General features: G+C 64.8%; 19 protein-coding genes. 9 read left to right on the plus strand and 10 right to left on the minus strand.

Annotation, left to right across the window (positions count from 1 at the left end):
- Positions 1-83: 83 nt before the first annotated feature.
- Positions 84-2,666, minus strand: coding sequence for an ATP-dependent chaperone ClpB (gene clpB, locus ABIE56_RS13250; protein ID WP_429244254.1), 2,583 nt, complete (start codon positions 2,664-2,666; stop codon positions 84-86).
- A 174-nt stretch (positions 2,667-2,840) separates the two neighbouring features.
- Here clpB and otsB point away from each other — a divergent pair, with 174 nt between their 5' ends.
- Both otsB and otsA read left to right on the plus strand, forming a co-directional pair.
- Positions 2,841-3,626 carry a trehalose-phosphatase gene (otsB, locus tag ABIE56_RS13255; protein WP_429244255.1) on the plus strand — a complete coding sequence of 262 codons (786 nt, stop codon included), beginning with the start codon at positions 2,841-2,843 and terminating at the stop codon, positions 3,624-3,626.
- Entirely contained in the window at positions 3,623-5,038 is a 1,416-nt protein-coding gene (otsA, locus tag ABIE56_RS13260) for an alpha,alpha-trehalose-phosphate synthase (UDP-forming) (protein WP_429244256.1), read from the plus strand. Before otsB ends, otsA begins: the two co-directional genes overlap by 4 nt.
- A 155-nt stretch (positions 5,039-5,193) precedes the next feature.
- Here the strand turns inward: otsA and pgeF are convergent, their stop codons facing one another.
- Together pgeF and rluD are read right to left on the minus strand one after the other, a co-directional pair.
- Positions 5,194-5,925, minus strand: coding sequence for a peptidoglycan editing factor PgeF (pgeF, locus tag ABIE56_RS13265; protein WP_429244257.1), 732 nt, complete (start codon positions 5,923-5,925; stop codon positions 5,194-5,196).
- Between the two features lie 3 nt (positions 5,926-5,928).
- A complete protein-coding gene (gene rluD, locus ABIE56_RS13270) occupies positions 5,929-6,906 on the minus strand; it encodes a 23S rRNA pseudouridine(1911/1915/1917) synthase RluD (protein ID WP_429244258.1) in 978 nt (325 codons plus the stop codon).
- A gap of 69 nt (positions 6,907-6,975) precedes the next feature.
- On the opposite strand from rluD, the gene ABIE56_RS13275 reads away from it, so the two are divergent.
- Positions 6,976-7,806, plus strand: coding sequence for an outer membrane protein assembly factor BamD (locus tag ABIE56_RS13275; RefSeq protein ID WP_429244259.1), 831 nt, complete (start codon positions 6,976-6,978; stop codon positions 7,804-7,806).
- Positions 7,807-8,144: 338 nt separating this feature from the next.
- Here ABIE56_RS13275 and ABIE56_RS13280 read toward each other — a convergent pair whose 3' ends face one another.
- The 7 genes from ABIE56_RS13280 to ABIE56_RS13310 all read right to left on the minus strand — a co-directional run bounded on the left by ABIE56_RS13280 (position 8,145) and on the right by ABIE56_RS13310 (position 18,631).
- Positions 8,145-8,564 (minus strand): DUF4279 domain-containing protein, encoded by a 420-nt coding sequence (locus ABIE56_RS13280; protein ID WP_429244260.1) that lies wholly within the window; start codon positions 8,562-8,564, stop codon positions 8,145-8,147.
- Between the two features lie 13 nt (positions 8,565-8,577).
- A complete protein-coding gene (locus ABIE56_RS13285) occupies positions 8,578-8,892 on the minus strand; it encodes a DUF6968 family protein (RefSeq protein ID WP_429244261.1) in 315 nt (104 codons plus the stop codon).
- A gap of 178 nt (positions 8,893-9,070) precedes the next feature.
- A complete protein-coding gene (locus ABIE56_RS13290; protein WP_429244262.1) occupies positions 9,071-10,687 on the minus strand; it encodes an NAD+ synthase in 1,617 nt (538 codons plus the stop codon).
- Positions 10,688-10,848: 161 nt separating this feature from the next.
- On the minus strand, positions 10,849-11,553 hold the full coding sequence (locus ABIE56_RS13295) for a M15 family metallopeptidase (RefSeq protein WP_429244263.1): 705 nt from the start codon (positions 11,551-11,553) through the stop codon (positions 10,849-10,851).
- The gene (locus ABIE56_RS13300) at positions 11,507-14,068 is read right to left on the minus strand and encodes a membrane dipeptidase (RefSeq protein WP_429244264.1); all 2,562 of its coding nucleotides are present in this window, start codon (positions 14,066-14,068) and stop codon (positions 11,507-11,509) included. The genes ABIE56_RS13295 and ABIE56_RS13300 overlap by 47 nt, the downstream gene beginning before the upstream one ends.
- Before the next feature lie 114 nt (positions 14,069-14,182).
- Positions 14,183-17,176 (minus strand): TonB-dependent receptor, encoded by a 2,994-nt coding sequence (locus ABIE56_RS13305; RefSeq protein WP_429244265.1) that lies wholly within the window; start codon positions 17,174-17,176, stop codon positions 14,183-14,185.
- A gap of 42 nt (positions 17,177-17,218) precedes the next feature.
- A complete protein-coding gene (locus ABIE56_RS13310; protein ID WP_429244266.1) occupies positions 17,219-18,631 on the minus strand; it encodes a transglutaminase domain-containing protein in 1,413 nt (470 codons plus the stop codon).
- Between the two features lie 370 nt (positions 18,632-19,001).
- Here ABIE56_RS13310 and ABIE56_RS13315 point away from each other — a divergent pair, with 370 nt between their 5' ends.
- From ABIE56_RS13315 to ABIE56_RS13340, 6 genes are read left to right on the plus strand one after another with little or no spacing between them, the layout of a single operon-like run.
- Positions 19,002-20,150, plus strand: coding sequence for a DUF819 domain-containing protein (locus tag ABIE56_RS13315; protein WP_429244267.1), 1,149 nt, complete (start codon positions 19,002-19,004; stop codon positions 20,148-20,150).
- Between the two features lie 13 nt (positions 20,151-20,163).
- Positions 20,164-21,564, plus strand: a complete 1,401-nt coding sequence (locus ABIE56_RS13320; protein WP_429244268.1) for an SH3 domain-containing protein — start codon at positions 20,164-20,166, stop codon at positions 21,562-21,564.
- A 20-nt stretch (positions 21,565-21,584) separates the two neighbouring features.
- Positions 21,585-22,676 carry a dipeptide epimerase gene (locus ABIE56_RS13325; RefSeq protein WP_429244269.1) on the plus strand — a complete coding sequence of 364 codons (1,092 nt, stop codon included), beginning with the start codon at positions 21,585-21,587 and terminating at the stop codon, positions 22,674-22,676.
- A 15-nt stretch (positions 22,677-22,691) separates the two neighbouring features.
- The gene (locus ABIE56_RS13330; RefSeq protein WP_429244270.1) at positions 22,692-23,525 is read left to right on the plus strand and encodes a MurR/RpiR family transcriptional regulator; all 834 of its coding nucleotides are present in this window, start codon (positions 22,692-22,694) and stop codon (positions 23,523-23,525) included.
- 16 nt (positions 23,526-23,541) lie between these two features.
- On the plus strand, positions 23,542-24,294 hold the full coding sequence (locus ABIE56_RS13335; protein WP_429244271.1) for a L,D-transpeptidase family protein: 753 nt from the start codon (positions 23,542-23,544) through the stop codon (positions 24,292-24,294).
- Positions 24,291-25,397: an NAD(P)/FAD-dependent oxidoreductase gene (locus ABIE56_RS13340; protein WP_429244272.1), complete on the plus strand. Its 1,107-nt coding sequence runs from the start codon at positions 24,291-24,293 to the stop codon at positions 25,395-25,397. Before ABIE56_RS13335 ends, ABIE56_RS13340 begins: the two co-directional genes overlap by 4 nt.
- Positions 25,398-25,799 lie beyond the last annotated feature (402 nt).

Raw genomic sequence — 25,799 nt, forward strand, 5'->3', positions numbered from 1 at the left:
CCATCGCGCGCAAGCGCGCTCCTACACCACCCGCTTCGTCGCTACGGAACGGCTGGTGTAGGAGCGTGCTTGCACGCGATGCTTTACGCAGCGCTGAAGCGCAGGTGGTTGCCATCCGAATCCACCCGGATGGTCTGGCCCGGCGAGAACTCGCCACGCAGGATGCTCTGCGCCAGCGGGTTTTCCAGCTGCACCTGGATCGCACGCTTGAGCGGGCGGGCGCCATACACCGGGTCGAAGCCCGCGCTACCGAGCAGGTCCAGGGCGGCATCGGTCAGGTCAAGGCCAAGCTGGCGCTCGCCCAGGCGCTTGGCCAGGTAGTTGAGCTGGATGCGCGCGATGGAGCGGATCTGCTTCTTGTCGAGCGGGCGGAACACCACCAGGTCATCGAGGCGGTTGATGAACTCCGGGCGGAAGTGTGCCTGCACGACACCCAGCACGGAGGCCTTCATTTGCATGTAGTCCGCTTCGCTATCGCCGGCCTGTTCCTGGATCAGGTTCGAGCCCAGGTTCGAGGTCATCACGATCACGGTGTTGCGGAAATCGACCGTGCGACCCTGGCCATCGGTCAGGCGGCCATCATCCAGAACCTGCAGCAGGATATTGAACACATCCGGGTGTGCCTTCTCCACTTCGTCGAGCAGGATGACGCTGTACGGGCGGCGGCGGATGGCCTCGGTGAGGTAACCGCCTTCTTCGTAGCCGACGTAGCCTGGGGGCGCGCCGACCAGCCGGCTCACGGAGTGCTTCTCCATGAACTCGCTCATGTCGATGCGCACCGTGGCGTCCTGCGTATCGAACAGGAAATCGGCCAGCGCCTTGCACAGCTCGGTCTTACCGACACCCGTGGGGCCGAGGAACAGGAACGAACCGTAGGGGCGGTTCGGGTCGGAGAGGCCCGCGCGGGCACGGCGGATCGCATCGGAAACGGCGCGCACGGCTTCATCCTGGCCCACCACGCGGCCATGCAGCGCCTCTTCCATGTGCAGCAGTTTCTCGCGCTCGCCTTCAAGCATCTTGGCCACGGGAATGCCGGTCCAGCGCGCCACGACCTCGGCGATTTCTTCCGCGGTCACGCGATCCTGCAGCAGGGTGAAATCCTGCTGCTCGGCTTTCTGTGCATCCGCCAGTTGCTGCTCAAGGGCAGGCAGGCGCCCGTACTGGATCTCGCTCATCTTCGCGAAATCCTGCCGGCGCTGCGCGGCTTCGAGCTCCACGCGGGCCGCTTCGATCTGCTCCTTGATCTTGGTCGCGCCCTGCAGCATCGCCTTCTCCGACTTCCACACCTCGTTGAGGTCGGAGAACTCGCGGTCGAGCTTTTCAATATCCGATTCGAGCGCGGCCAGGCGCTGCTTCGATTCGTCGTCCTGCTCCTTCTTCAGCATCTCGCGCTGGATCTTGAGCTGGATAAGCCGGCGCTCCAGGCGATCGAGCTCCTCCGGCTTGGAATCGATTTCCATGCGGATACGCGACGCCGCTTCGTCCATCAAATCGATGGCCTTGTCGGGCAGCTGGCGATCGGGGATGTAGCGCGACGACAGCGTGGCGGCGGCGACGATGGCCGGATCGGTGATCTCCACGCCGTGGTGCACGGCGTAGCGCTCCTTGAGGCCACGCAGGATCGCGATGGTGTCTTCCACGCTCGGCTCGCCCACGAATACCTTCTGGAAGCGGCGCTCCAGCGCGGCATCCTTCTCGACGTACTTGCGGTACTCGTCGAGGGTGGTGGCGCCAATGCAGTGCAACTCGCCGCGCGCGAGCGCGGGCTTCAGCATGTTACCCGCATCCATGGCGCCATCGGCCTTGCCGGCGCCAACCATGGTGTGCAGCTCATCGATGAACAGGATGACCCGGCCTTCCTGCTTGGAGAGATCGTTGAGGACGCCCTTCAGGCGCTCTTCGAACTCGCCACGGAACTTGGCGCCGGCGATCAGGGCACCCATGTCGAGCGAGAGCACGCGCTTGTCGCGAAGGCCTTCCGGCACCTCGCCATTGACGATGCGCTGGGCCAGGCCTTCCACGATCGCGGTCTTGCCGACACCGGGCTCACCGATCAGCACGGGGTTGTTCTTGGTACGGCGCTGCAGGACCTGGATGGTGCGGCGGATCTCTTCATCGCGGCCGATCACCGGATCGAGCTTGCCGCTCTCCGCGCGCTCGGTCAGGTCGATCGTGTACTTCTCCAGCGCCTGGCGCTGCTCTTCAGCGTTTTCCGATTGCACTTTCTCGCCGCCGCGCAGCTTGTCGATAGCGGCCTCAAGCCGCTCCCTGGTGGCACCCGCGCCCTTCAGCGCACCACCGAGTTCGCCGCGATCATCCAGCGCCGCCAGCACGAACAGCTCGCTGGCGATGAACTGGTCGCCACGCTGCTGGGCCAGCTTGTCGGTGAGGTTGAGCACGCGGGTCAGGTCGTTGCCGACGCTGATGTTGCCTTCCTGGCCGCTGACCCGCGGCAGGCGCTCAACCATTTCGGCCACGCGCTGGCGCAGCGCGGGCACGTTCACCTGCGCCTGCGTGAGCAGTGGGCCGGTGGACCCGCCTTGCTGGTCGAGCAGCGCCAGCATCACGTGCACCGGCTCAAGGATATTGTTGTCGCGGCCCACGGCCAGCGACTGGGCGTCGGCCAGCGCCTGCTGGAAACGCGACGTAAGTTTGTCCATACGCATCGTTTGGTGTCTCCCAAAGGTTATGGCGCGCCCCGGGCCCTCCCCGCAGCCGCCTCTGGTGTCACAGATGCGGGTGAGATCTTGCGCCTTCAACGGTGCAGGCGCGGTGTTCGCCTCCGCTTTTTTCACGGGCGGGCAGGCATGCTCGGGAAATACCGCTTTGCAGGAGCCCCCGTGACCGATAGCCGCACCCCCCTGCCCCCGCCGCCGCCCGACCGAGTGAATGCTGGCGCAGCCCTGTTCCTGGATGCCGATGGCACCCTCCTGCCGTTCGCTGATGACCCGGAAGCCGTGGTGGTGGCGGACGGCCTGCTGGCCACGCTGGATGCCCTGCACGATGCGCTGGGCGGCGCCCTGGCACTGGTGAGCGGACGACCCATCGAGGGCCTGGACCGTATTTTCAACCGTCCCGGCTGGGCCGCTGCCGGCCAGCATGGCCTGGAGCGGCGTGGCGCCGATGGCACCCTGACCACCGTACCCGTCGATGGCGACGAACTGTCCCGCTTGCGCGAGGCCGTGCACACGGCCGCCAGCGCCCTTCCCGGCGTACGCGTGGAAGACAAGAGCTGGTCCGTAGCCCTGCACTGGCGCGAACACCCCGAGCAGGGCGCCCGGGTGGAGCGCATTGCCCCAGCCATTGCCGCCAGCTTCCCCGGCTTCGAGCTTCAGCCGGGCAACCATGTGTGCGAGTTCAAGCCGCGCGGCATGGACAAGGGCGTCGCCGTGGCGAAATTTCTTGACGAAGCGCCATTTCGAGCGCGCAAACCGGTGTACCTGGGCGATGACCTGACCGACGAACACGCCTTCGTGGTGGTGAACGCACTCGGCGGCATGTCAGTGCGGATTGGTGCAAGAACGCCGTCACACGCCGCGTTCACATTGTCTAGCCCGGCGGATGTCCATGCTTGGCTGGATAAGCTGAATTCCACTTTGACACGGGGAGCCGCAAGTCAAACATGAGCCGACTGGTCGTCATTTCGAACCGCGTGGCCCTGCCGAAGCAGACGCAGACCGGGGGCCTGGCATCGGCCATGAACGCGGCGCTGCAGGAAATGGGGGGATTGTGGTTTGGCTGGAGCGGCAACATCGCCGCCGAGACCGGCAAGGAATTGCACGAGGTGGACGAGGGCAATATCGCCTACGCCACCATCGATATGTCCAAGGCGGACCACGACGACTACTACAGCGGCTTCGCCAACCGGGCCCTTTGGCCCCTGTTCCACTACCGCGCCGACCTGGTCGATTACCGCCGCGATCATCTCGAGGGCTATCTGCGGGTCAACCGCATCTTCGCCCGGCGCGTAGCCAAGCTGCTCAAGAAAGACGACATCGTGTGGGTGCACGATTACCACCTGATACCGCTGGCAGCGATGCTGCGCGAGCTGGGCGTGGAAAACCGCATCGGCTTCTTCCTGCATACCCCGCTACCCGCCGCCGGCTTGCTCATTACCCTGCCTCGGCACCGCGAGCTACTTGAACCGCTGGCCTCGTACGACCTGGTCGGCCTGCATACCCAGCGCGACCTGCGTGCACTCGAGGATTATTTCCTGCACGAACTGGGCGCCGCCATGCGCACGGGTGGCCGCATCCGCGCCGCCAACGGCCGGATCTTCCGCGCGGGTGTGTTCCCCATCAGCATCGATACCGCCGAGGCGGTGGAGCTGGCCCACCGGGCCGAGGACAGTGGCGCGGTCTCCAAGCTCAAGGCTTCGATCGACGACCGCGCGCTGATCATCGGGGTGGACCGGTTGGATTATTCGAAGGGCCTGCCGGAACGCTTCGAAGGATTCGCCCGGTTACTGCGCGACCACAAGGACATGCGCGGCCGGGTATCGCTGCTGCAGATCGCCCCGCCCTCGCGTTCCGATGTGCCGGAGTACCGCTCGTTGCGCCGCGAGCTGGAGCGCAGCGCCGGCCACATCAACGGCCAGTACGCCGAACCGGACTGGGTACCCATCCGCTACGTCAACAAGTCGTTCGGCCACAAGGTGCTGGCGGGCTATTTCCGCGTGGCCAAGGTGGGCCTGGTCACACCCCTGCGCGATGGCATGAACCTGGTCGCGAAGGAGTACGTGGCTTGCCAGGATCCGCAGGATCCGGGCGTACTGGTGCTGTCGCGCTTCGCGGGCGCGGCGCAGGAACTGGATGCGGCGCTGCTGGTGAACCCGTCCGATCTGGATGAAGTATCCGAGGCGCTGAAGCGCGCGCTGGAAATGCCGCTGAAGGAACGGCGGATGCGCTGGCAATCCATGATGGATGTGCTCGAGCGCAACGACATCACCACCTGGCGGAACAACTTCCTCCATGCGCTGATGGAGCCGCCGAAGGTGAAGCCGGAGATTTACGTGCCCACGCCGATGACGGCGCCCTGAGGGGAAGCCGATCGCGCGCGAGCGCGCTCCTACGGGTGAGTTCGTGGATTGGCCGCCTGCCGGCGGATCGCGCGCGAGCGCGCTCCTACAGGGGCCCGCCTGGGTCCTGTGTAGGAGCGAGCTTGCTCGCGATAGCCTACGAAGCGGTTAAGCGGCTACCTGGTCCAGACCAGGCTGGCAAACCGCCCGCTCTGCGCACCATCGCGCCGGTAGGAATACAGCCGGTCATCGGTGAGCGTATCGAAACCGCCACCACTCACCTCGGTAACACCCGCCGCAGCCAGGCGCCGACGGGCCAGGGTGTACAGGTCGCATAGCCAATGCCCAGGCCGCGTTGCTTGGAACGCCTCGGTAGCACCCGGATCCTGGGACACGAAGGCTTCGCGGACTTCCTCGCCCACTTCGTACGACCCACCACCGATCGCAGGCCCCATCCAGGCCCGGATACCTTCGGCACCCATCGCCTTCACCGTGTTCTCCAGCACTCCGGCCGCCAGCCCCCGCCAACCCGCATGGGCGGCCCCGATGGTCTGGCCATCGACCGAAGCAAACAGCACCGGCAGGCAATCGGCCGTGAGGATGGCCAGCACCTGGCCCGGGCCCCGGGCCACCGCGGCATCAGCCACCGGCTCGTCCGCCCCGGCCGGGCCTTCGGCAACGTCGGTTCCATGGACCTGGCGGAGCCAGAGCGGCTCCGCCGGCAGGCCCAGGGCCGTGACGAGCGATGCCCGGTTGGCCAGCACGGCCGCCGCGTCATCCCCCGAGCGCAGGCCAAGGTTCAAACGGCCATAGGGGCCAGCCGAGACGCCCGGCCCCTGGCGAGTGGAGACCGCGGCCTCCACGCCATCGGGAGCGGCCCAATCGGGCCGGATCCAGGCGTCGGCCATGGCTCAGTCCTCGATCGGGTGGATGGCGGTATCGACCCGGAGCTGTTCGATCAGGGCTTCCTGATCGGCCGGGCGCGGCGAGGTGAACGAGAGCTCCTCACCGGTCACCGGGTGGATAAAGGCCAACTGCTCGGCGTGCAGGGCCTGGCGCTTGAACCCGCGCAGGGCGCCGATCAGCTCATCGCTGGCTCCGCGCGGCAGGCGCAGGCCGTTGCCGTAAAGCTGGTCGCCGACCAGCGGGTGGCCAATATGGGCCATATGCACGCGGATCTGATGGGTGCGGCCGGTCTCCAGGTTGCACTGCAGGACCGTATGGGCGCGGAAGCGCTCGCGGACCCGGTAGTGGGTAACCGCCCGCTTGCCGCCCTGCTCCTCATCGCGGATGCCCTGCTTCAGGCGATCGTGCTGGTGACGGCCCAGGGGCTCATCCACCGTACCGCCGGCCACCATGGTGCCCAGGACAATAGCCTCGTACTGGCGGTGCACATCGTGCTCGGAGAGCATTTTCACCAGCGCCGTCTGGGCCGCGATGGTCTTGGCGACCACCATCAGGCCCGAGGTGTCCTTGTCCAGGCGGTGGACAATGCCGGCGCGCGGGATCTCGGCCAGCGCCGGGAGCCGATGCAGCAAGGCATTGAGCATGGTCCCCGCCGGGTTACCGGCGCCGGGATGCACCACCAGGCCCACGGGCTTGTCGACCACCAGCAGGTCATCATCCTCGTAGACCACGTCCAGCGCGATGTCCTCGGGCTGGGCATCGCCGACTTCCGAGGCCAGCTCGGCCTCCAGGACCACGGCCTCGCCCCCGTGCAGGAGCTGGCGCGGTGCCGCGGGGGCCCCGTTCAGCAATACCTTGCCCTCCTTGATCCAAGCCGTAAGGCGGGATCGGGAGTAATCGGGGAACATCTCGGCCAAAGACTGGTCGAAACGCCGTCCTGCGGCCGTCAGCGGCACCGTGGCCTCGTGTCTTACCGTCGTCATACCGCTCCACCCGGCTGGAGGCCGGTTTCAGCTATCATGCCCATTCGCTCAAGCATCCGAACTCTCTCAATGCGTGCAACCAAGATCACCATTCTGCTCGTCCTCGCCTTGTCGATGAGCGCCTGCTCGATGTTCCGCAGCAAGAAGGAGACGATCGACACCATGCCGATCGACCGGCTCTATGCGAACGCACATGATTCGCTGGAGCATGCCGACTATGCGGCGGCCGAGAAGGCCTACCAGCGCCTCATCGCGCGCTTCCCTTCCGGCGATATCAACGAACAGTCGCAGATCGAACTGGCTTACGCGCAGTACAAAGACAACAAGCCGGATGACGCGTACTCGACGATTAACCGCTTCATCAAGACGTTTCCGACCCACAAGCATGCAGATTATGCCTATTACCTGCGTGGTCTGATCAATTTTGATCGCACCAGCGGTTTCCTGGAGCGTTATCTGCAGCGTGGCGACGATACGGGCGCCACCCGCCGCGACCAGGGTTTCAACCTGACCGCGTTCGACGATTTCAGCCAGCTGACCCGTCGTTACCCGAACAGCGCGTACGCCACGGATGCCCGCCAGCGCATGATTTACCTGCGTAACCAGCTGGCCCAGTTCGAAATTCACGTGGCTGAGTACTACCTGCGCACCAAGGCCTACATCGCCTCGGCCGATCGCGCCCAGTACGTGGTCGAGCACTACCAGCAGTCGCCGGAAACGGCCGATGCGCTGGCGATCCTCACCCGCAGCTACCTGGCGCTGGACCGCAAGCCGCTGGCCGACCAGACCCGCCAGGTACTGGCCCTGAACTACCCGGACCACCCGTACCTCACGGACCCGAACTGGCCGCACCACCCGTCGATCTGGCGCAAGGCCATCCCGTTCTCGGGACACCACTAAGAGAAAAGCCGGCGCAAGCCGGCTTTTTTCTGCCTGCCCCACGATTGATCGACCCATGCTGGGGTCCTATAGTTGGCGGGTGGAGCGCGGAAGCCGGTGTCCTGCGGGTAGCGCCCATGCCGCCAGTGCTGATCGCACTGGTTCCCACAACTGGGAATAACCAAGTGGCCCGGCATCATTTCGAAGGCCCCTCAGCGATGAGGGGCTTTTTTTCCAGGAGTGAAGCCAGTCGTACCTAGCGTTTTCCACGCCTCGTGAAAAGGGTGGAGAATCTGGTAGAAGCGCCTGGCCACACGCGCCGTTCGGATCGTTGGTCCTATTGTCGCCGTTGATTTGATCTAGCGATTGTCGCCCGCATCATAAATATCCAGCGCCAGCTCAATGCCACGCTGCCCCAGCGCCAGTAAAGAAGCGGGCGCGAGCGACATCCCATCGTTGCTGGTCGCCATGAACAGTCCGCAGAACAGATCTACCCGATACCGCTGCCCGATGCCTGCCCAGACATCGAGGTCAGCAGTGAGTTTGCCGAGGATTTCCTCAATCTGCCCGTTCAGGTCTTCGGGTTCACGCCGTTCTGCCTGCAAGCGCCATGAGCCCGTTCGGGCGATTCGCACTCGGCCCGTTGAGCGGCCGTGGATTTCCTCACCTTTGTACTCAGCTTGCGTGGGCTCGCATCCAAGCATCCGAGTGATCTCGACAGGGCGGAGCGCGTCGCCAAAGATCCGCAATGAAACCAGTGAATGTCCGATACACCCCATCTTTCACCCAATCTCAACGAAGGGAAGCATTAGCCCCAACTCCGATTTTTCCAAGCCACGTCAACCGACCAGCCAGCGTTTCGGGGCGGGTCTCCAGATAGACGGATGCCATGTCGATGCACAGGATCAAGGCTTGCATCGCGTCGACACCGCCGGCGTAACGTACTCGCTCATCTCCGTAGCCCTTCAACTGGAAGGGACAGTAAAAATTGACGTCATCAGAGAATGGCCGGGGTATGCCGATCAAAAGGCTGATCTCGCGACCGTCCAGCTCCAAGCTCCTCGACGCAATGACCTGACCGAGCTCAATAGGCTCTTCGCTATCCACAGACGCCCTCCAGCATTCTCGTAGACAGATACGAACACCGCCCGATGGTAGAGCTGAATGTCGCCGCCGTCTGTAGGCGAAGCCTGACCCGAGGAGCCAGCTACCTGTAGGAGCGCGCATGCGCGCTATGGGATGCGCGGCAAAGGCTATCGCGCGCAAGCGCGCTCCTACAGGGGGTTTAGCGCCAGCCGGAGGTGATCGGGTAGCGCCGTTCGCGGCCAAAGGCCTTGGTCGTCACGCGAGGCCCCGGCGCCGCCTGGCGGCGTTTGAACTCGTTGATGTAGACGAGGCGGATCACCCGGCGGACCGTGGCGTCGTCGTAGCCGGCCGCGATGATGTCTTCCGCGGAGGCCTCGCCCTCGATGAAATGCTGGAGGATCGCGTCCAGCTCATCGTACGGCGGCAGCGAATCCTGGTCGGTCTGGTCGTGGCGCAACTCGGCCGAGGGCGGGCGCTCGATCACGGCGTCGGGAATACCTCCATCGATCGCCGCGCGGTAGCGCGACAGGTTATACACCACCGTCTTGTAGACATCCTTCAGCGGCGCGTAGGCACCACACATGTCGCCGTACAACGTGGCATAGCCCACCGCCATCTCGCTCTTGTTCCCCGTGGAAAGCAGCAGGCGGCCGGTCTTGTTCGACATGGCCATCAGCAGCACGCCGCGCGAGCGCGATTGCAGGTTCTCTTCGGTGATATCCGGCTTGCGGCCTTCAAACACAGGGGCGAGCGCGCCGGTGAACGCCTCGTAGATACCTTCGATCGGCAGCACATGGTATTCGACGCCGAGATGCTCGGCCTGTGCCTTCGCTTCACGCAGGGAAAGATCCGACGTGTACTTGGTCGGCATCATCACCGCCGTGACCTTGTCCTTGCCCAGCGCATCGACCGCCATCACCAAGGTGAGCGCCGAATCGATGCCACCGGAAAGGCCCAACAGCACGCCATCGAAGTGGTTCTTGCCGACGTAATCACGGATACCGCGGACGATACCGTCGTACATCACGGCCTCGGCGCTGCGGGTATCCGGTGCAGGCCAGTCCAGCGCCTTCAGCTGCTTCGTGGCACTGTCGTATTCCACGCCCAGCAACAGGTCTTCGAAGAACGGCGCCCGGGCGGCGATGCTGCCATCCGGCTGGACCAGCAGCGAGTGGCCGTCGAACAGCAGGTCATCCTGGCCACCGACGAGGTTCACGTAGGCGATGGCGACACCGTTCTCCGTCGCGCGCTGCTGCAGCAGCGCTTCGCGCGTGGCGGCCTGGCGCTGGTCGTAGGGCGAGGCGTTGATCACCAGGATCAGCTCCGCGCCGGCATCCGCGGCATGCGCCGCCGGTTCGGCTTCCCAGATGTCCTCGCACACCAGCATGCCGACGCGGACGCCTTCGATGTTGAAGACGTGGGTCTGCTCGCCGGCGCGGAAGTAGCGCTTCTCGTCGAACACCGTGTAATTCGGTAGCGCCTGCTTATGGTAGGTCCACTCGACCTTGCCATCGCGAATCAGCGAGGCGGCGTTATAGACCTCGCCCTGGCTGTCCGGGTAGCCCACGATCGCGGCGATGCCCTTCAGGTCCGGCGCCAGGGCTTCGAGTTCGCGGCCACAGGCTTCCAGGAAGCTCGGCCGCTGGAGCAGGTCTTCCGGCGGGTAACCGGAGAGGGTCAGCTCCGGGAAGGCGATGAGCTTGGCGCCGAGGCGGTCACGCGCTTCAGCGGCAAGGGCCCGTACCCGGCGCGCGTTGTCGGCGGTCGCGCCAACAGGGAAATCGTGCTGGGCCAGGGCGAAGCGAAAGGTGGACATGGGGGATCCGTGGAATCGCGGGGACCCCCCATGATACCGCGCCCGGCCCCGGGCCCTGTAAGCCCCGTGAGACGCCCCCCGGCCTTTGTAGGAGCGCGCTTGCGCGCGATGGGGGCTTGCCTCGTCGCCACTACGTAGGCTCATCGCGCGCAAGCGCGCTCCTACAGGATGGGGACGTCGTAGATGACGGGCGGAGCGGCGGCTGGGAGGGAGAAATGCCACCACTCCTGCGGATAGTTGACGAACCCTTCGGCGGCCATGGCTTTCAGCAGGCGCTCGCGGTTGGCCTTCTGCGTGGCGGTGATTCGCGGGTTGGCGGTATGTGCGAGCGGATCGAAGAAGTCGAAGTCCGTACCCATGTCGAGTGGCTCGCACTTGCCTGCCGCGCAATGCATCAGCGTGAGATCGACCGTGGCGCCGCGGCTATGCCCGGACACGGGAGCGATGTATTCGCCGAGCAGTTTGTCCTTGCCCAGGTTCGGGTAGTGCGTGGGCTTGGTGGAGGTATCCGACAGGTCGCCCGCCCAGCGAACGAACGCGGTGACGGCCCGCGCGGGGCGATAGCAATCCCACACGCGCAGCGCGTATCCCTGGCTGCGCAACGACGCCTCGACCCGGGCGAGCGCCTCGGCCGCCCCGGTGCGCAGGAAGCACTTCGGTGCACGGTAACCCTCGACAACCGCGCCCGTGAAGTTGTCCGTGCCGGCGTACTTCATGTCCTCAGCCAGCTTCGGCGACAGGGTGCGTACGTCCACCATCCCCCCTTCGGTCATCGTGCGCGCGGGCGACAGCGCGGGCGGCTGCTCTGCCGCCACGGCCTCAAGGGCAAGCGCGGACGCGAGTAAAAGCGAGGTCTTCAAAATCATTGCTGAAGTCGGCATCGGGATCGACCTTTGAAAGACGCAGCTGGTCCGGTGCGGCGAGGTCGAGCCAGGGCTCTGCATCCATCCGCGTGCCATCCCACTGTACGAGGTATCGCGTGCCGACGCGCTTCAGCGTGCCTTTCATCGCCGGCGAACGCGTGGCCTCGAAACGGACACCGCCCTTGCCGGGGCAGACGCTCACTTCTCCGAACCACGGGTCATTCCAGACGCCAAGGAAGGCCTTCGCCTCCTTCGCCGAGGTGGCCACGCGGGCCGAGGTATCCGGCACACGCGCCGCGGCAGGTGCGGCCGAGGCGGCGGCCGCGATCCGGTCCGCGTACTCGCCGACCGTGTGCGCTTCCGACGGCGCCGTAAACCGCTTCAGCAACGCTTCGGCGAGCGTATCGCGTGCGTCCTCGCTGCCGCCGTTGATGAGTATGACGAAGCCACTCCGCCGCTCAGGCAGCAGGCTCACGGTGGAGTAGTAGCCCGATAGCGTGCCGGTATGTGACACGCTCCATTGCCCATCCACATCGGCGAGGCGCCAGCCGTAACCGTAGCCATAGAGGTGCGTGTCATTCCACGCACTGCGGCGATCACCCACCGGCATGGGGTTCTGGATCGTCCATAACGGAGCACGCGCCTTCGCATCCAGCCAGGCGTACTGCGCCTCGTCTGGCGCGAGCCAGTTATCCGCCCAGCGCAGCATGTCGTCGAGATCGCAACGGATACCACCTGCCGCCGCTGAGGTGATATCGAGGACTTCGCAGCTGTGCAGGCCCAGCGGATCGAACACCTCGCGGTGCATGAGCACATCGTAAGGCGCGCCGCCAGCGGCGGCAGCGACTTCGCCCGCCACCACGTACATCAGGTTGTCGTAGGCATACGTCGAGCGAAAGCTGTGCGCGGGCTGCAGATAAGCCAGCCCGTGCAGGATGTCCTTCCGTGTAAAAGTGTTGGGCTCGGGCCAGAGCATCAGGTCACCGGCGCCCTCGCGCAGGCCCGTGTCGTGGATCAGCAGGTCACGTACCTGCATCTGTGCGGTCACCCAGGGATCGTGCATCCTGAAGTCCGGCAGGTACTTCGTGACCGGGTCATCCCAACGCAGCTTGCCCTGTGCGACGAGCCGGGCCAGGAGCGCAGTCGTCATCGCCTTGCTGTTCGAGGCGATCTTGAAGCGCGTGTTCACATCGACCTTGTGCCCTTTTGCATCGAGCACGTCCCCGGCGGTACGCGTATAGGCCACCCTACCCTCGTCGATGACACCCACGGCCATGCCGGTCACCTTGTAGCGGGCCATGGCCTCGTCCACGAGCTGGTCGTACGAGGCGACCGCAGGTTTCGCCGTCGCCGCCTTCTCGTCATCCGCCCATACGCGCAACAGGTTGCCGCCCCACAGCTTGCCGATATCCGCGTCCGAGAACCCGCGAGCCTTCAGCGCGGCGGTGACGTTACGCGTCTCCGAGGCGTCCATCCAGCCGGTGATCTCCCCACCGCCATCGAAGTCCGAGGCAATACCGACGTGGTCGATACCCGCGACCTGGACCATGTGCTGGATGTGGTTGAGGAAATCATCCAGCGTCGCCAGCGGGTGCTCGCGCTGGATCTGCGCCATGCCCTGGGCGTAGGCGGGCAGGTAATCGTGCTTCTCGCTGTCGTATGCCTTGTCGCCCGCTTCCTTCGCCACGCGTTGCTGCAAGGCTTTCTCCGCCGCCTCGCGCGCGGGATCGATCTTCAGGAACTCCTTATAAGCCACCGCCTGGACGACGCCGCCCTTCGCCGCGATCGCGCGCAGCAGGTCATCCGACAGGTTGCGCGGGTGGTTGGTGAGCGCGCGCGCGGACGAATGCGAGGCGATGATCGGGGCCTTCGACAGCGCCAGCACATCGCGCACGCACGCATCCGAGGCGTGCGAGACATCCACCATCATGCCCAGCGCATTCGCGCGGGCCGCCACCTGCCGGCCGAACGCGCTGATGCCGAGGTTACGGTCGGGCTTGTCGCCCAGGTCCTTGTCGGGCAGCGAGCTTCCGCAAAGGTCGTTGTTGCCTACGTGGGCGAGTCCCACGTAACGGGCACCACGCGCATAGGCCGTATCCAGCCGGCGAAGGTCGTGGCCCAGCGAATAGCTGTTCTCAATACCGATCATCGCCGACAGCACGCCGGCGGCCTTGTTCGCACGCACATCCTCCGGCGTGCGGGCAGCACGGATCTGCCCGGGATACTGTTTCAGCATCCGGTCGATCGCATCGTACTTGCGCGTCGCTTGGGCCACCGCCTTCGCATAACCCGCATCGGTAAGCGGCCCCTGCGCCACGTAGATGACAAAGAAGGCGGCATCCAGTCCGCCCCGGCGCATCTTCGGCAGGTCGACCTTGAGCGGGCCATCCCTGCCGGCGTCGAACTTCGGATCGGCCATGTAGGACAGAGGGATGTCCACGTGGGTGTCGATCGTGAGGGGGTGGTCCTGGGCGTGAAGGCTCGATGCTGCGAGGGCGAGAAGAAGAAAGCGTTTCACCAGTCACTCCCTTTACAGATCTATCGGTCCCTGTAGGAGCGCGCTTGCGCGCGATGGGTGCTTGCCGCAAGACCATCGCGTGCAAGCACGCTCCTACAGGGCAGCCATGTTTCATCAGAAGTCGATGGACACCGTGAGCTGGCCGAAGCGCGGCGACTGGAAGCGTTGGGGCTGAAGGTAGGTCGGGTTGAGGCCACCCACGCTGGTCTGCAGATCCTGGTCCACGCCCAGCGTGCGCTGCTGGTTGAGCACGTTGTACACCGCGAACTTCACGCGCAGGTTGTTCTTCTCATCAATCGGCAGCAGGTAGGTGATGCTGGCGTTGAGGTTGAAGGTCCACGGCGTGCGGTGCTCGCCGCGCGGTGACCGCTCGTACACACGGTTCTCCGACACCGGATCAGCGCAGTTGGACACGCAGATGAAGTAGCTGTGGTACACGGTAGCGTCATACGGGTTACCAACGCCATAGCCGGTGATCGGGCTGCCCGACAGGGCGGTGACATCCGCACCCACCTGCCACTGCTTGCTGATCGCATAGGTGCCGCGCAGCTTGAACTGATGGCGGTGATCATTCGGCAGGTAGCCACCGTTGAGGTTCACCCACGGGTCGTCGAAGTTCTCGGTGCGGCCGGTGTCGTCGAAGTTCGTATCCGAGTTCACCGGACCTTCGGCGTTGCCGCGGCTCCACGAGAGCACGTAGGACGCATTGAACATCCACTTCTCGTCCCACGCGCGATCCAGCTGGAACTCCAGCGAGCCAAAGGTGCGACGGGGCTTCTTCCAGCCACGCTGGCCGAGGTAGTTGCCGTCGGCGTCGTACATGGCCCAGCCTTCCTTCGACGTATCGATCGTGACGTAGCCGTCCGGGATGCCGTCGCAGTTGGTGTCGCCGTACACCGTGGTCTTGCGACCGGGGTTGCCCATCACATAACCGATGTAGCCATCGCCACCGCATTGAGGCGTCGCGCTGATCTCCATGTCGTCGATCGCGTTGTGCAGCTTGCGGTACGTGCCGCTCACGCCCCACGACCACTTCTCGTCCAGCGCCTGCTGGAAGCCCAGGATGGCCTCGTCCTGGTAGACCGAGTCCATGTGCTTGTCGACTTCGGCACGCAGGTCGCCCACGGTGCCATTGCCCTGCGAGTCATCCACCGGACCGATCTGCGGCCCCAGGATGGGCACGGCGTACTGGCCGCCGTTGCGATCCAGGATCTGGTAGCCGTCGAAGCCGTAGTACGTGCGCTGATCGAGCAGGCCGCCCGCCTGTTTGATGTTGATCACGTTCGCGACCGGCAGATAGTAGCGGCCCAGGTTGCCGAAGATCTTGGTCGTGCCATCGCCCTTCATATCCCACGAGAAGCCCAGGCGCGGCGCGATCATGTTGTCCATCTTGATGTAGCTCTTGCCTTCGCCGGTCTTGTTGTCGAAGGCATCGCGGCGCACGCCGAGGTTGAGCAGGAAATCGGGCGTGATGTTCCAGTTATCTTCAACGTAGTACGCGTTGTTGTCCGTCTCGAAGGTGCCGTCGATCTCGTAGCGGCGGGCGCGCACATAGGCCGTGTAACCCGGGGGCACGACGCCGCCGTTCTCGATGGTGGCACCCGGGGTCGTGTTGTAGATGTTGTAGTAGTAAGCACCCGGTCCCGGGTAACGGCGTGAGTACTGCGAGGTATCCACCTCGTGGTCATAACCGAAGCGCACCACGTGATCGCCCAGGGTCCACTCGAAATCGGCGCGACCCTGCTTGCGGGTGTCGTTGCGCTTTTCTACGGCGGTGCTGGTGCTGCAACCGAGCGGCACGCCCGGCGAAGGCACCGCGTTCACGCGGGCCACCGGGTTGCACTCCTCGTCCGACAGGCCACGGGTAAAGTCTTCGCGGTTGTTCTTGCCGTACATCAGCTTCATCGAGAGGTTGTCGACGAGGTAGCTGGTGAAGGTGCCGTTCCAGTTCTTGCCGCCGGTGTCGCTGTAGATCTCGTCCTGCTTCACGCCCTTGGCCTGGGTGGGGTAATCGTATTCATAGACCGAGCCGACGTTCTTGTTCTTGTCCGAGAAGGCCATGAACTCGAGCAGGTTCTTGTCGTTGATGTGCCAGTCGACCTTCGCGCCCCAGAAGCCCGAGTCGGTATCGTTCTGGGTGAGCACGGTGCCATCGTTGTTCGTGTTCTGCGGGGTGTAACCGCGCGCCTCGTACATTGCGAAGAAGAACAGCTTATCCTTCACGATGGGGCCGGACGCATACACGTTCATCTTGGTGCGGGTGTAATGGTCCTCAGACGATGTGATATAGCGCTCGCCATCCCAGTAGCGGTTCTTTGTCTGCGCCTGCCAGTCGCTGGCCTCGAAGGTCATCTCCGCGCCCGCCTTGAACTCGTTCGTACCCGATCGCGTCACCGCGTTCACCACGCCGCCCGTCGTGCGGCCGAACTCCACCGAGTAGCCGCCGGTCTTGACCTGGAATTCCTGGTAGAAGGCGAACGGTGCTTCCGAGAATCCATTGCGATTGTAGAAGTCGGTGACGTTGAGGCCGTTCACGTAGAACGAGTTCTCGGCGACCGAGGAACCGCCGAAGGAGATACCGCCAAAACCGGCGTTGCCCTTATTGACGCCAGGGGCAAGCAACGCCACTGACTGTACGTTCTGGTCCACTGGCAGGCGGCGGATTTCTTCACGGCTCACGTTGGTCGCCGTTTCCGTCGAACTCACGTCCACCGCGGAGATCACCACCGGAGCGCTCACCTGCACGCCTTCCAGGTCGGTCGTGGCTTTTTGCCGCTCGACCAGGTTCACCGTGGTGGCGTTACCCAGGCTGACATTCACTTCAGCGGTCTGGCCGACGGCGGCGCCATCCAGCGAACTGTCGAGCCGGTAGTGACCTACCGGGAGAAACGGGAAACGGTAGCTGCCGTCGCGATCCGCGGTCACCGTACGGGTCAGGCCCGTGGATGGATCGCGGACGGTTACCGTCGCACCCGGTTTCGTGCGGCCGACGATCGAACCATCGGTATTCGCGGCCTTTGCACCGGATGCCGCGAGCAAGCCAACACCTATCGCAAGGCACAAGGCGCCATGGCGCAGCACGCGCCGGTTCGTCTTGGTATCCCCCATCTCCCCACTCCCATAAGATGATGTTTCGGGTTGTCGAACAGGCTACCGGTGTGCCGTGGCGTCCCCTCGCGACGCGTCGACCCGGTGCCAGTTGAAGTCGTAGTCCCACTGATCGAAGTACAGGTTGCCGCCCTTCCACTCCACCTCGCCGCGCTGCGAATCCACCGTTTCCGAACGGGGGAATGTCTTCGCGGGAACGAAGGGTTGCGAGAAGTCATCGTTGAAGGCGACGCGATACGCGTCGAGTCCACCGAGATAGAAGTACTCGAGCTTCGCATCGCCGTTCAATCGGCCGAAGGTCACGTCCACCGGCACCCAGCCGTAGGGCGCGAGGTACACCTGGCCCCAGTCGTGGATGTTGTTGTACGTGCCGTCGGAGAACATCCAGCCGGACTGCCAGCGCGCCGGGATGCCATTCATGCGCAGCAAGGTCAGGAGCAAGAGGGTCTGCTCACCGCAATCGCCGTGGCCCGCGTGCAGCGTGTAATCACTGATGTTGGAGAGAGTGGAGTACTCGCGCGCGCCGGCCCACGGAATGGTATCGACGGCGGCGAATAGTTTCTGCGCAATGCGGTAGGGATTCGTCTCGTTCCCGACCACCTTCTTCGAGTACGCCCGCATCGCCTCGGTGAAGACGATGTGCGGCGCGCGCTCTTCGACGAACGGCTTCAGCGCCGGCGTGATCGGCGCGCGAACCACCTTCGACGGATCGATGTTGAAATCGCGGCCATAGAGCGTGGCCTGCCAGGTCACGGAGAAGACCGTGGGTTGGCCGGCCACGGCTTTCTGTTCGAGGTACACCGTGCGCTGGAGAGCGTCGCTCGGCCTGGTCGCGAACGCCTCGGGCGCATGCGCAACGAGCTGCACGTTCTCCTGCTGGCCCGTGATCTCGCGCGGGAACGGCAGCCACGCGCGCAGCGTTTCACCGGCAGGTACCGCGTCGGCACGAACGGTTAGCGTCTGCGTCACTTCCTCACGCATGGGCAACACGCTGCTGCTATCCGTCTGTTCGGCCGCCGCACGAATGGCGCGGTGATGATCGTTCAAGACTTCGTTGGGGCCATCATTGAACGGCGTTTGCTTCTGGCGCCGCGCGCGGGCCTCGGCACTCAGGCGGAACAGGTTCGCGGGGGCGCGGTTGAAGTAAAGCGTCTGGCCATCGATCACCTGCTTCTCCAGCAGCCCGGCCGCATCCCACGTCGCGAATTCGGCGTCCGTGAGGTCGGGGATCTGCTTGCGCAGCCTGGCTTTGGCGGCGGCGGTGTCGAGTTTGAAATCGAGATGAATGCGGCGCATGCGTTCGCGCTGGAAGAGCAGCGTTTGCTGTTGCGCGAGTGTGAGGTTGGGTGTGGCGAGTGCCTTGGTGATCGTAGCTTCGGCGGCTTTGAAGTGGCCGGTGTCGATCTGTTGGCTGGCGGTGGCGGCCGCTGTTCCGGGGTCCGGGGACTGGGGCAAGCTGCCATCGCGCGCAAGCGCGCTCCTACAGGGGGCGGGCGTTCCGTTGGCCGGGGCGGGCGTTCCGTTGGTGGGGGCGGGCGTTCCTTGGGCGGGCGCCGGATCGGCGCAGAGCGGCTCGTGTAGGAGCGCGCTTGCGCGCGATGCGCCGGGCGCCAGCACAAGGCATGCGGCCAAGGCGTGACAGGCAATCGAATGTCGAAGAGCCGCTTGCACCGTTCGGTATCCCCGTTGCACCGTGGTGGGTGGGTCGTGCGTCAGGGCTGTGTAACATGCTTGCAAACGCCGGTCAATAATTTATGCTTCGCCATAGCTCGTCAGGAATAGATAATTCCGAGACGCCGTGCGGCACCACCCTGGGAGGGGACGCGTGATCCAGTCGGTTTGGCCTTACCTGGCCGTGATGCTCCTTGCCGCCGGCTTCTGGCCGGCGATCGAAAGGCGTTTCGGCTGGAAGGTGTTCGAAGTCCTTCCACCCATCGTGCTTACCTACCTCACGGTCACCGCGCTCTCGGTCGCCGGCCTGTGGACGGCCTCGCCCGAGATCCACGATGCGCAGGAGATGCTGGTGAAGCGCATGGTGCCGGCCCTGCTCTTCCTGCTCATGATCAACTGCGACCTGCGCGCCATCCTGGCGCTGGGCCCACGGGTACTTGGCGTGTTCGCCTGCACCTCGATCAGCCTGTTCGCCGCGTTTGTCCTGGCCTTCCTCATGTTCCGCCACTGGATGCCGGGCAATGGCTGGATGCCGCTGGCCTCGCTCTCCGGCAGCTGGGTCGGTGGCACCGCCAACATGATCGCGGTGAAGCAAGCCATCGGCATGTCCGATACGTCTCTGGCCACCACGTTGCTCACCGATGCGCTTTGCTACTCCATGTGGGTGGTGGTGCTGTTCGCGGTGGCCCGGCTTGCCCCAGCCTTTAACCGCTGGACGAAGGCGCGATCCAGCGCCGACATGGCCGTGGCGGAAACCGCCGTGCGCGCCCCTGCCACCGTCGATAGCGTGCTGCTGTGGCTGGGCCTCGCCCTGGCCGTGGCAGCGATCGCCACCGTGTTGGGCAACCACCTGCCGGTGGGCAGCATGGTCTCCTCGACCACCTGGACCATCCTCATCGCCACCTTCGCTGGCCTGTTCGCCGCGCATACGCCCCTGGCCCGGTTACCCGGCGCGCAGGCCGTTTCCAGCGCCATACTGATCTCGGTGGTGGCAGTGCTCGCCTCGCAGAGCAGCTTCGCCGGCATCGCCGCCGCGCCGCTCTACCTGCTGTGCGGCGTCACCGTGATCGCCTTGCACGCCGTGTTCCTCTGCGGCTTCGCCCGCCTGTTCCACTTCGATCTGTACCTGTGCGGCATTTCCTCGCTGGCGCACATCGGTGGCGTGGCCGCGACCCCTGTGCTGGCGGCCACCTATTCGCGCTCGCTGGTGCCGGTGGGCATCCTGCTCGCGCTCCTCGGTTATATCCTCGGTACGGGCTTCGGCCTGGTCGTCGCATCCGTCCTTTCCGCGCTGGCCACCTGACATGGACCTTGGCATGACTACCCTTCGCCATACCCTGCTTGCCGCCATGCTCGCCGTGGCAGTGGCCGGCAGCGCGCTGGCCCGCGCCGCCGACGTCCCCACCGCGCCCCCATCGGGCGTCCTGGGTGTCACGGATGCCCAACTGGATCCCTCGTTCTGGGTGGCACGCCTGCCCGATGCCGACAAGGTCGTGCTGGATACGCGGTCCATCGCCGCTATCAACGACAAGATCATGCGGCTGGACCCGTCCATGCATGACATCCGCCACCTGGGCGCGACGCTACCGCGTGACCAGGTAAAGGGCTGGATCACGAAGCTCACCCGCAAGCCCTCAAAGGCCTTCTACGACGTGGAAGGCAAGGACGTACCCGCCACCACCGTCGACGCGATCATGGCCAACGCGGCCATCGATGCCATTCCCGCTAACGTGACCCCGCGTTACGGCATGGCCGTGCGCCGCAGCGCCTTGCGTGGTTACCCGAGTGACCTGCGCGTCTTCAGCCACGCGGGCGATACCGATATCGACCGGTTCCAGGAAAGCACGCTGTTCCCCGGCGATCCGCTAGTGGTGGTGCAGATGAGCCACGATGGCCAGTGGGCCTTCGTGGTGAGCACGCGTTATGCCGCATGGATGCGCGCGGCGGATATCGCCTACGGTGAGGCGCAGGCGATCTTCGCCCATGTGGATGCCACGCCTTACCGCGTGATCACGGGCGCCAAGCCACAGACGGTGTATACGCCAGAAGTCCCCGTGCTATCCGAACTGCAGCTGGATATGGGAACGCGCGTACCACTGGATACAACGCTGCCGCCGGATCAACCGGTGAATGGGCAGACCGCGTATACATCGTGGGTGCTCAGCCTGCCGTTGCGTGGCAACGACGGCTCGCTGTCGTTCCACCCCGCCCTGCTCCCGCGCAACCAGGATTCCACCGCCGATTACCTGCCGCTCACCCGCGCGAACCTGATCCGCCAGGCGTTCAAGTTCCTCGGTGAGCGCTACGGCTGGGGCCATGCCTATAACGGCCGCGACTGCAGCGGCTTCGTCTCCGATGTGTACCGCAGCGTGGGCGTGCAGATGCCGCGTAACACCGGCGACCAGGCGAAAAGCCCGGGCCTCGACCACACCCTGTATTCCGACAAGGACAGCCACGACGCCCGCGTGAAGGCCGCCATGGCACTGCAGCCGGGCGACCTGGTCTACATCCCGGGCCACGTGATGATGGTGATCGGCAACCTCGATGGCCAGCCGTACGTGATCCACGATGTGGGTGGCATGAGCTACCGCCAGGCCGATGGCAGCATGCGCCGGGTGAAGCTCAACGCCGTGTCCGTGACACCGCTGCTGCCCATGATGTTCAACGACACCCAGACCTTCGTCGATCGCATGACCAGCATCGTGCGCATCCGCTAAACGCCGAACGACAGGATTTTATGAAGATCACGGACATTCGCTTCGGCATGCTGCGCGTGCCACTGAAAACCGCATTCAAGACCGCGCTGCGCACGGTGGAGAACGTGGAAGACATCGTCGTGATGGTCCACACGGATGATGGCCATATCGGCTATGGCGAAGCGCCGGCCACGGCGGTTATCACCGGTGACACCCACGGCTCCATCATCGATGCCATCCGCCACTACATCGCCCCGCGCCTGATCGGCGAAGAGATCGCCGACCTCAACCGGATCACCCGGCTGATCCAGACCTCGATGGAGCGCAACAGCAGCGCCAAGGCGGCCGTGGAGATCGCGGTTCACGACCTGTGGGGCCAGCTCTACAACGCACCGCTATACAAGCTGCTCGGCGGTGGCGATCCGGTGATCACCACCGATATCACCATCAGCGTCGATTACATCGACAAGATGGTCGCCGATTCGGTCTCAGCGGTGGAGCGTGGCTTCGAATCGCTGAAGATCAAGGTGGGCAAGGATATCGGCGTGGATATCGAGCGCGTCCGCGCCATCCATGCCGCCGTGGAAAACCGCGCGTTGCTCCGGCTCGATGCGAACCAGGGCTGGACGGCGAAGGAAGCCGTTTACGCCCTGCATGCACTCGAAGATGCAGGCGTGCGCCTGGAGCTGGTCGAACAGCCGGTGAAGGCGCGCGACCTGGAAGGCATGCGCTACGTGACCGAACGCGTGCACACCCCGGTCATGGCCGATGAAAGCGTGTTCGGGCCCATGGAGGTCATGGAACTGATCCGCATGCGCGCCGCGGACATCATCAACATCAAGCTGATGAAGACCGGCGGTATCTCCAACGCCATCAAGATCGCCGACATCGCCGGCCTCTACGGCATCGAGTGCATGATCGGCTGCATGCTGGAATCCAGTATCAGCGTGGCCGCCGCCGTCCATGTCGCCGTGGCCAAATCCGATGTGATCACCAAGGTGGATCTCGACGGCCCGTCGCTGTGCGCCTACGATCCGGTCGATGGCGGGGTCACGTTCAACGAATCGGAAATCTCGATCACGGACGCACCTGGCCTTGGCATCCGCGAGATCCGCGGCCTGGAAGCGCTCTAAAGGAAATCCGCTGGCATGTCGCCCCTGGTGAAAATCCGCTCCGAACGCGACCGCATGAGCGCGGTGGAGCGGCGCATCGCCGATTTCATCCTGGAAAACGCGCAGCTGCTGCGCGATTACTCCTCGCAACAGCTTGCGAACGCGCTGGGTATCAGCCAGTCGAGCGTGGTGAAGTTCACCCAGAAGCTGGGTTTTCGCGGCTACCCGGACCTGAAGTACTCGGTCGGCGAATCGATCGGCCGCAGTGACGACGATGAGGCACCCGTGGCAGCGCGCGCCGGCGACGCGGTGGGCGCCGAGCTGTGGGACCGCAAAACGCAGGCCGAGGAAGCCACCCACGCGATCAACACCCCGGAAACCATGGCGGCTGTCGTCGCGGCGATCGCCGGGGCGGGCAAGCTGTTCCTGATCGGCCTGGGCGAAGACGACCTGCAGGTGCGCGCGTTTGCCATGCGCCTGTCACTGCTGGGGATCACCGCCATCCGCCACGCCGATGTCGGCCGCATGGCCGCGCAGGTGGGCGTGGCCGCGCCGGGCGATGTGCTCGTGGTGTTCTCCGAGCATGGCCGCCACCCGGCGCTGGCCAAGCTGGCCCGTTTCGTTCGCGAGCGCCGCGGCAAGGTCATCACGCTGACCCGCCACACCGCCAACCCGCTGCGCGCCATGGCCGATCTTTCGCTGGTCGTGGCGGCCCACGACGATGCCTCGTACGTGCAGGCACTCATCTACCAGACCACCGTGCAGCATCTGGTGGATACCGTGTTCATCCACCTGTGCGAAGGCGACGATGACCGCCACCTGCGCCTGGTGGAAAACCTCGACCGTACCCAGCAGCTGCTGGAACCCTAGCCCCACGGAGCCACCCATGGCCTTCCTGCCCCGGCTCGCCGGCCTGCTCGCCTTCTCGCTCACGTTACCCGCCAGCGCGTTCGAGGCGCCCGCCTCCTGGTCCGTCTCGCGGCAGATGGTCGTGGTCACCACCGGTGGCTGGAACGATATCCAGGGCACGCTGCGCACGTACACGCGCGACGGCGGCAAGTGGAAGCAGGTGGGCGATGCCTCGCCCGTCGTCATCGGCAAGACCGGCAGCGCGTGGGGCGTGGGCCTCTCGCCGCCGCAGACGGATGGCCCGCAGAAACGCGAAGGCGACGGCCGCAGCCCTGCCGGCATCTTCCGCATCGGTACCGCCTTCGGCTATGCCGAAACCAACCCCACCGCCCTGCCCTACAAGGGCCTCACGGCATCCGATTATTGCGTGGACGTGGATGGCTCGCCCTACTACAACCAGCTCGTCGACGAGAAGAAGGTCGGCGAGAAGGCCGTGGCCGGTGCCACCGAGGCCATGCGCCGTGACATTCATTTCCAGGGCGACCACGCCTACCGCATTGGGTTCGTCATCGAGCACAACCCCGATGGGAAGAAAGCTGCGGGCAGCTGCATCTTCGCGCACCTGTGGAAAACGCCGACCTCCGGCACGGCCGGTTGTACCGCCATGGCCGACACCACCATGGAACGTCTGCTCGCCTGGCTGGACCCCTCGAAGAAGCCTGTGTTCGTGCTGCTGCCGAAAACCGAATACGCACGCCTGCGTGACGCCTGGAACCTGCCCGCCCTATGAGCTCGTACGATGTCATCGTGATCGGCGCGGGGATCGCCGGCGCATCGGTCGCGTGGTTCCTCGCACCCCACGCGCGCGTGCTGGTGCTCGAGCGCGAAGTGTTCGCCGGCATGCACACCACCGGCCGCTCCGCGGCGCACTTCAGCGAAACCTACGGCTCGGCCCAGGTACGTGCATTGTCGCGGGCAACGCGGCCATTTCTTGAAAGCCCACCCGCAGGCTTCTCACACCACCCGATCCTCCATACCCGCGGCTCGCTCGTTGTGGCGCGCGCCGATCAGGAGGATCAGCTGCGCGCTGATTACGAACTCATGTGCGCCGGTACACCCAGCCTCACGTGGTTCGATGGCGATGCGGTACACGACGCCGTGCCCGTACTCCGGCGCAAAGCGGCGCATGCGGCCATCTGGGAACCCGAAGCAGCCGATATCGATGTGAACGAGCTGCACCAGGCTTTTCTACGCGGCGCGAAGACGCGCGGCGCCAGCGTCCAACTCGATACCGACGTGCGCACTCTCACCCGCGAAGGCGGCGGCTGGTGCGTCAACGGCAGCCTTCAGGCAGCGATCGTCGTAAACGCCGCCGGTGCATGGGCGGATGTCATCGCCAGCCTCGCTGGCGTGGCACCCATCGGCCTCGAGCCGCGCCGCCGCTCGGCCTTCCTGTTCGAGCCGCCGGAAGGTATCGCGACCCAGGACTGGCCGTTCGTCGTCGACCTCGACGAGTCGTACTACTTCAAACCCGATGCCGGCCTGCTCCTCGGGTCCGCCGCCAACGCCGATCCCACGCATCCGCACGACGTGCAGCCCGAGGCCTACGACATCGCCCTGGGCATCCACCAGATCGAAGAAGCCACCACCATGAGCATCCGCCGCCCGACGCGCACCTGGGCCGGCCTGCGCAGCTTCGTGCCCGATGGCGACCTGGTCGGCGGCTTTGCCGCGGATGCACCCGGCTTCTTCTGGCTAGCCGCCCAGGGCGGCTACGGCATCCAGACCAGCGCGGCCATGGCGGAAGCCTGTGCGTCGATCATCCTTGGCCATGCGATGCCTGCGCATCTGACGGATGCAGGCATCAACGCGGCCATGCTCGCACCGCGCTGACCACGAAGTAACCAGCACAACGCAAGTCGTTGTCGCAGCATATGAGATGCGGGTTATCCACACTGTTATGCAGTTGATACCCACACGCCCTGTGGATATCGACGCACTTGCGCACTTCCATCTGGGCAGAGATTGACCAGTGCAATGCAAGTGGTTGTTGAGGAAGGCCGGTTGCGAGTTATGCACATGCTTATGCAGGGCGTATCCACATTCGCTGTGGATATCGCGAGGCTTGGATCGCGCGCAAGCGCGCTCCTACAGGGGTCGTCTCACTTGGCAGTGGTTCTTCTGTAGGGGCGTGCTTGCACGCGATAGCCCGACGCGCCGTGGTCACGCAATGACCACGATGACGCAAGTGTTTGTCGCAGCTTATGAGACGCGACTTATCCACACTGTTATGCA

The sequence above is a fragment of the Luteibacter sp. 621 genome, from assembly GCF_050435445.1.
GTDB lineage: Bacteria > Pseudomonadota > Gammaproteobacteria > Xanthomonadales > Rhodanobacteraceae > Luteibacter.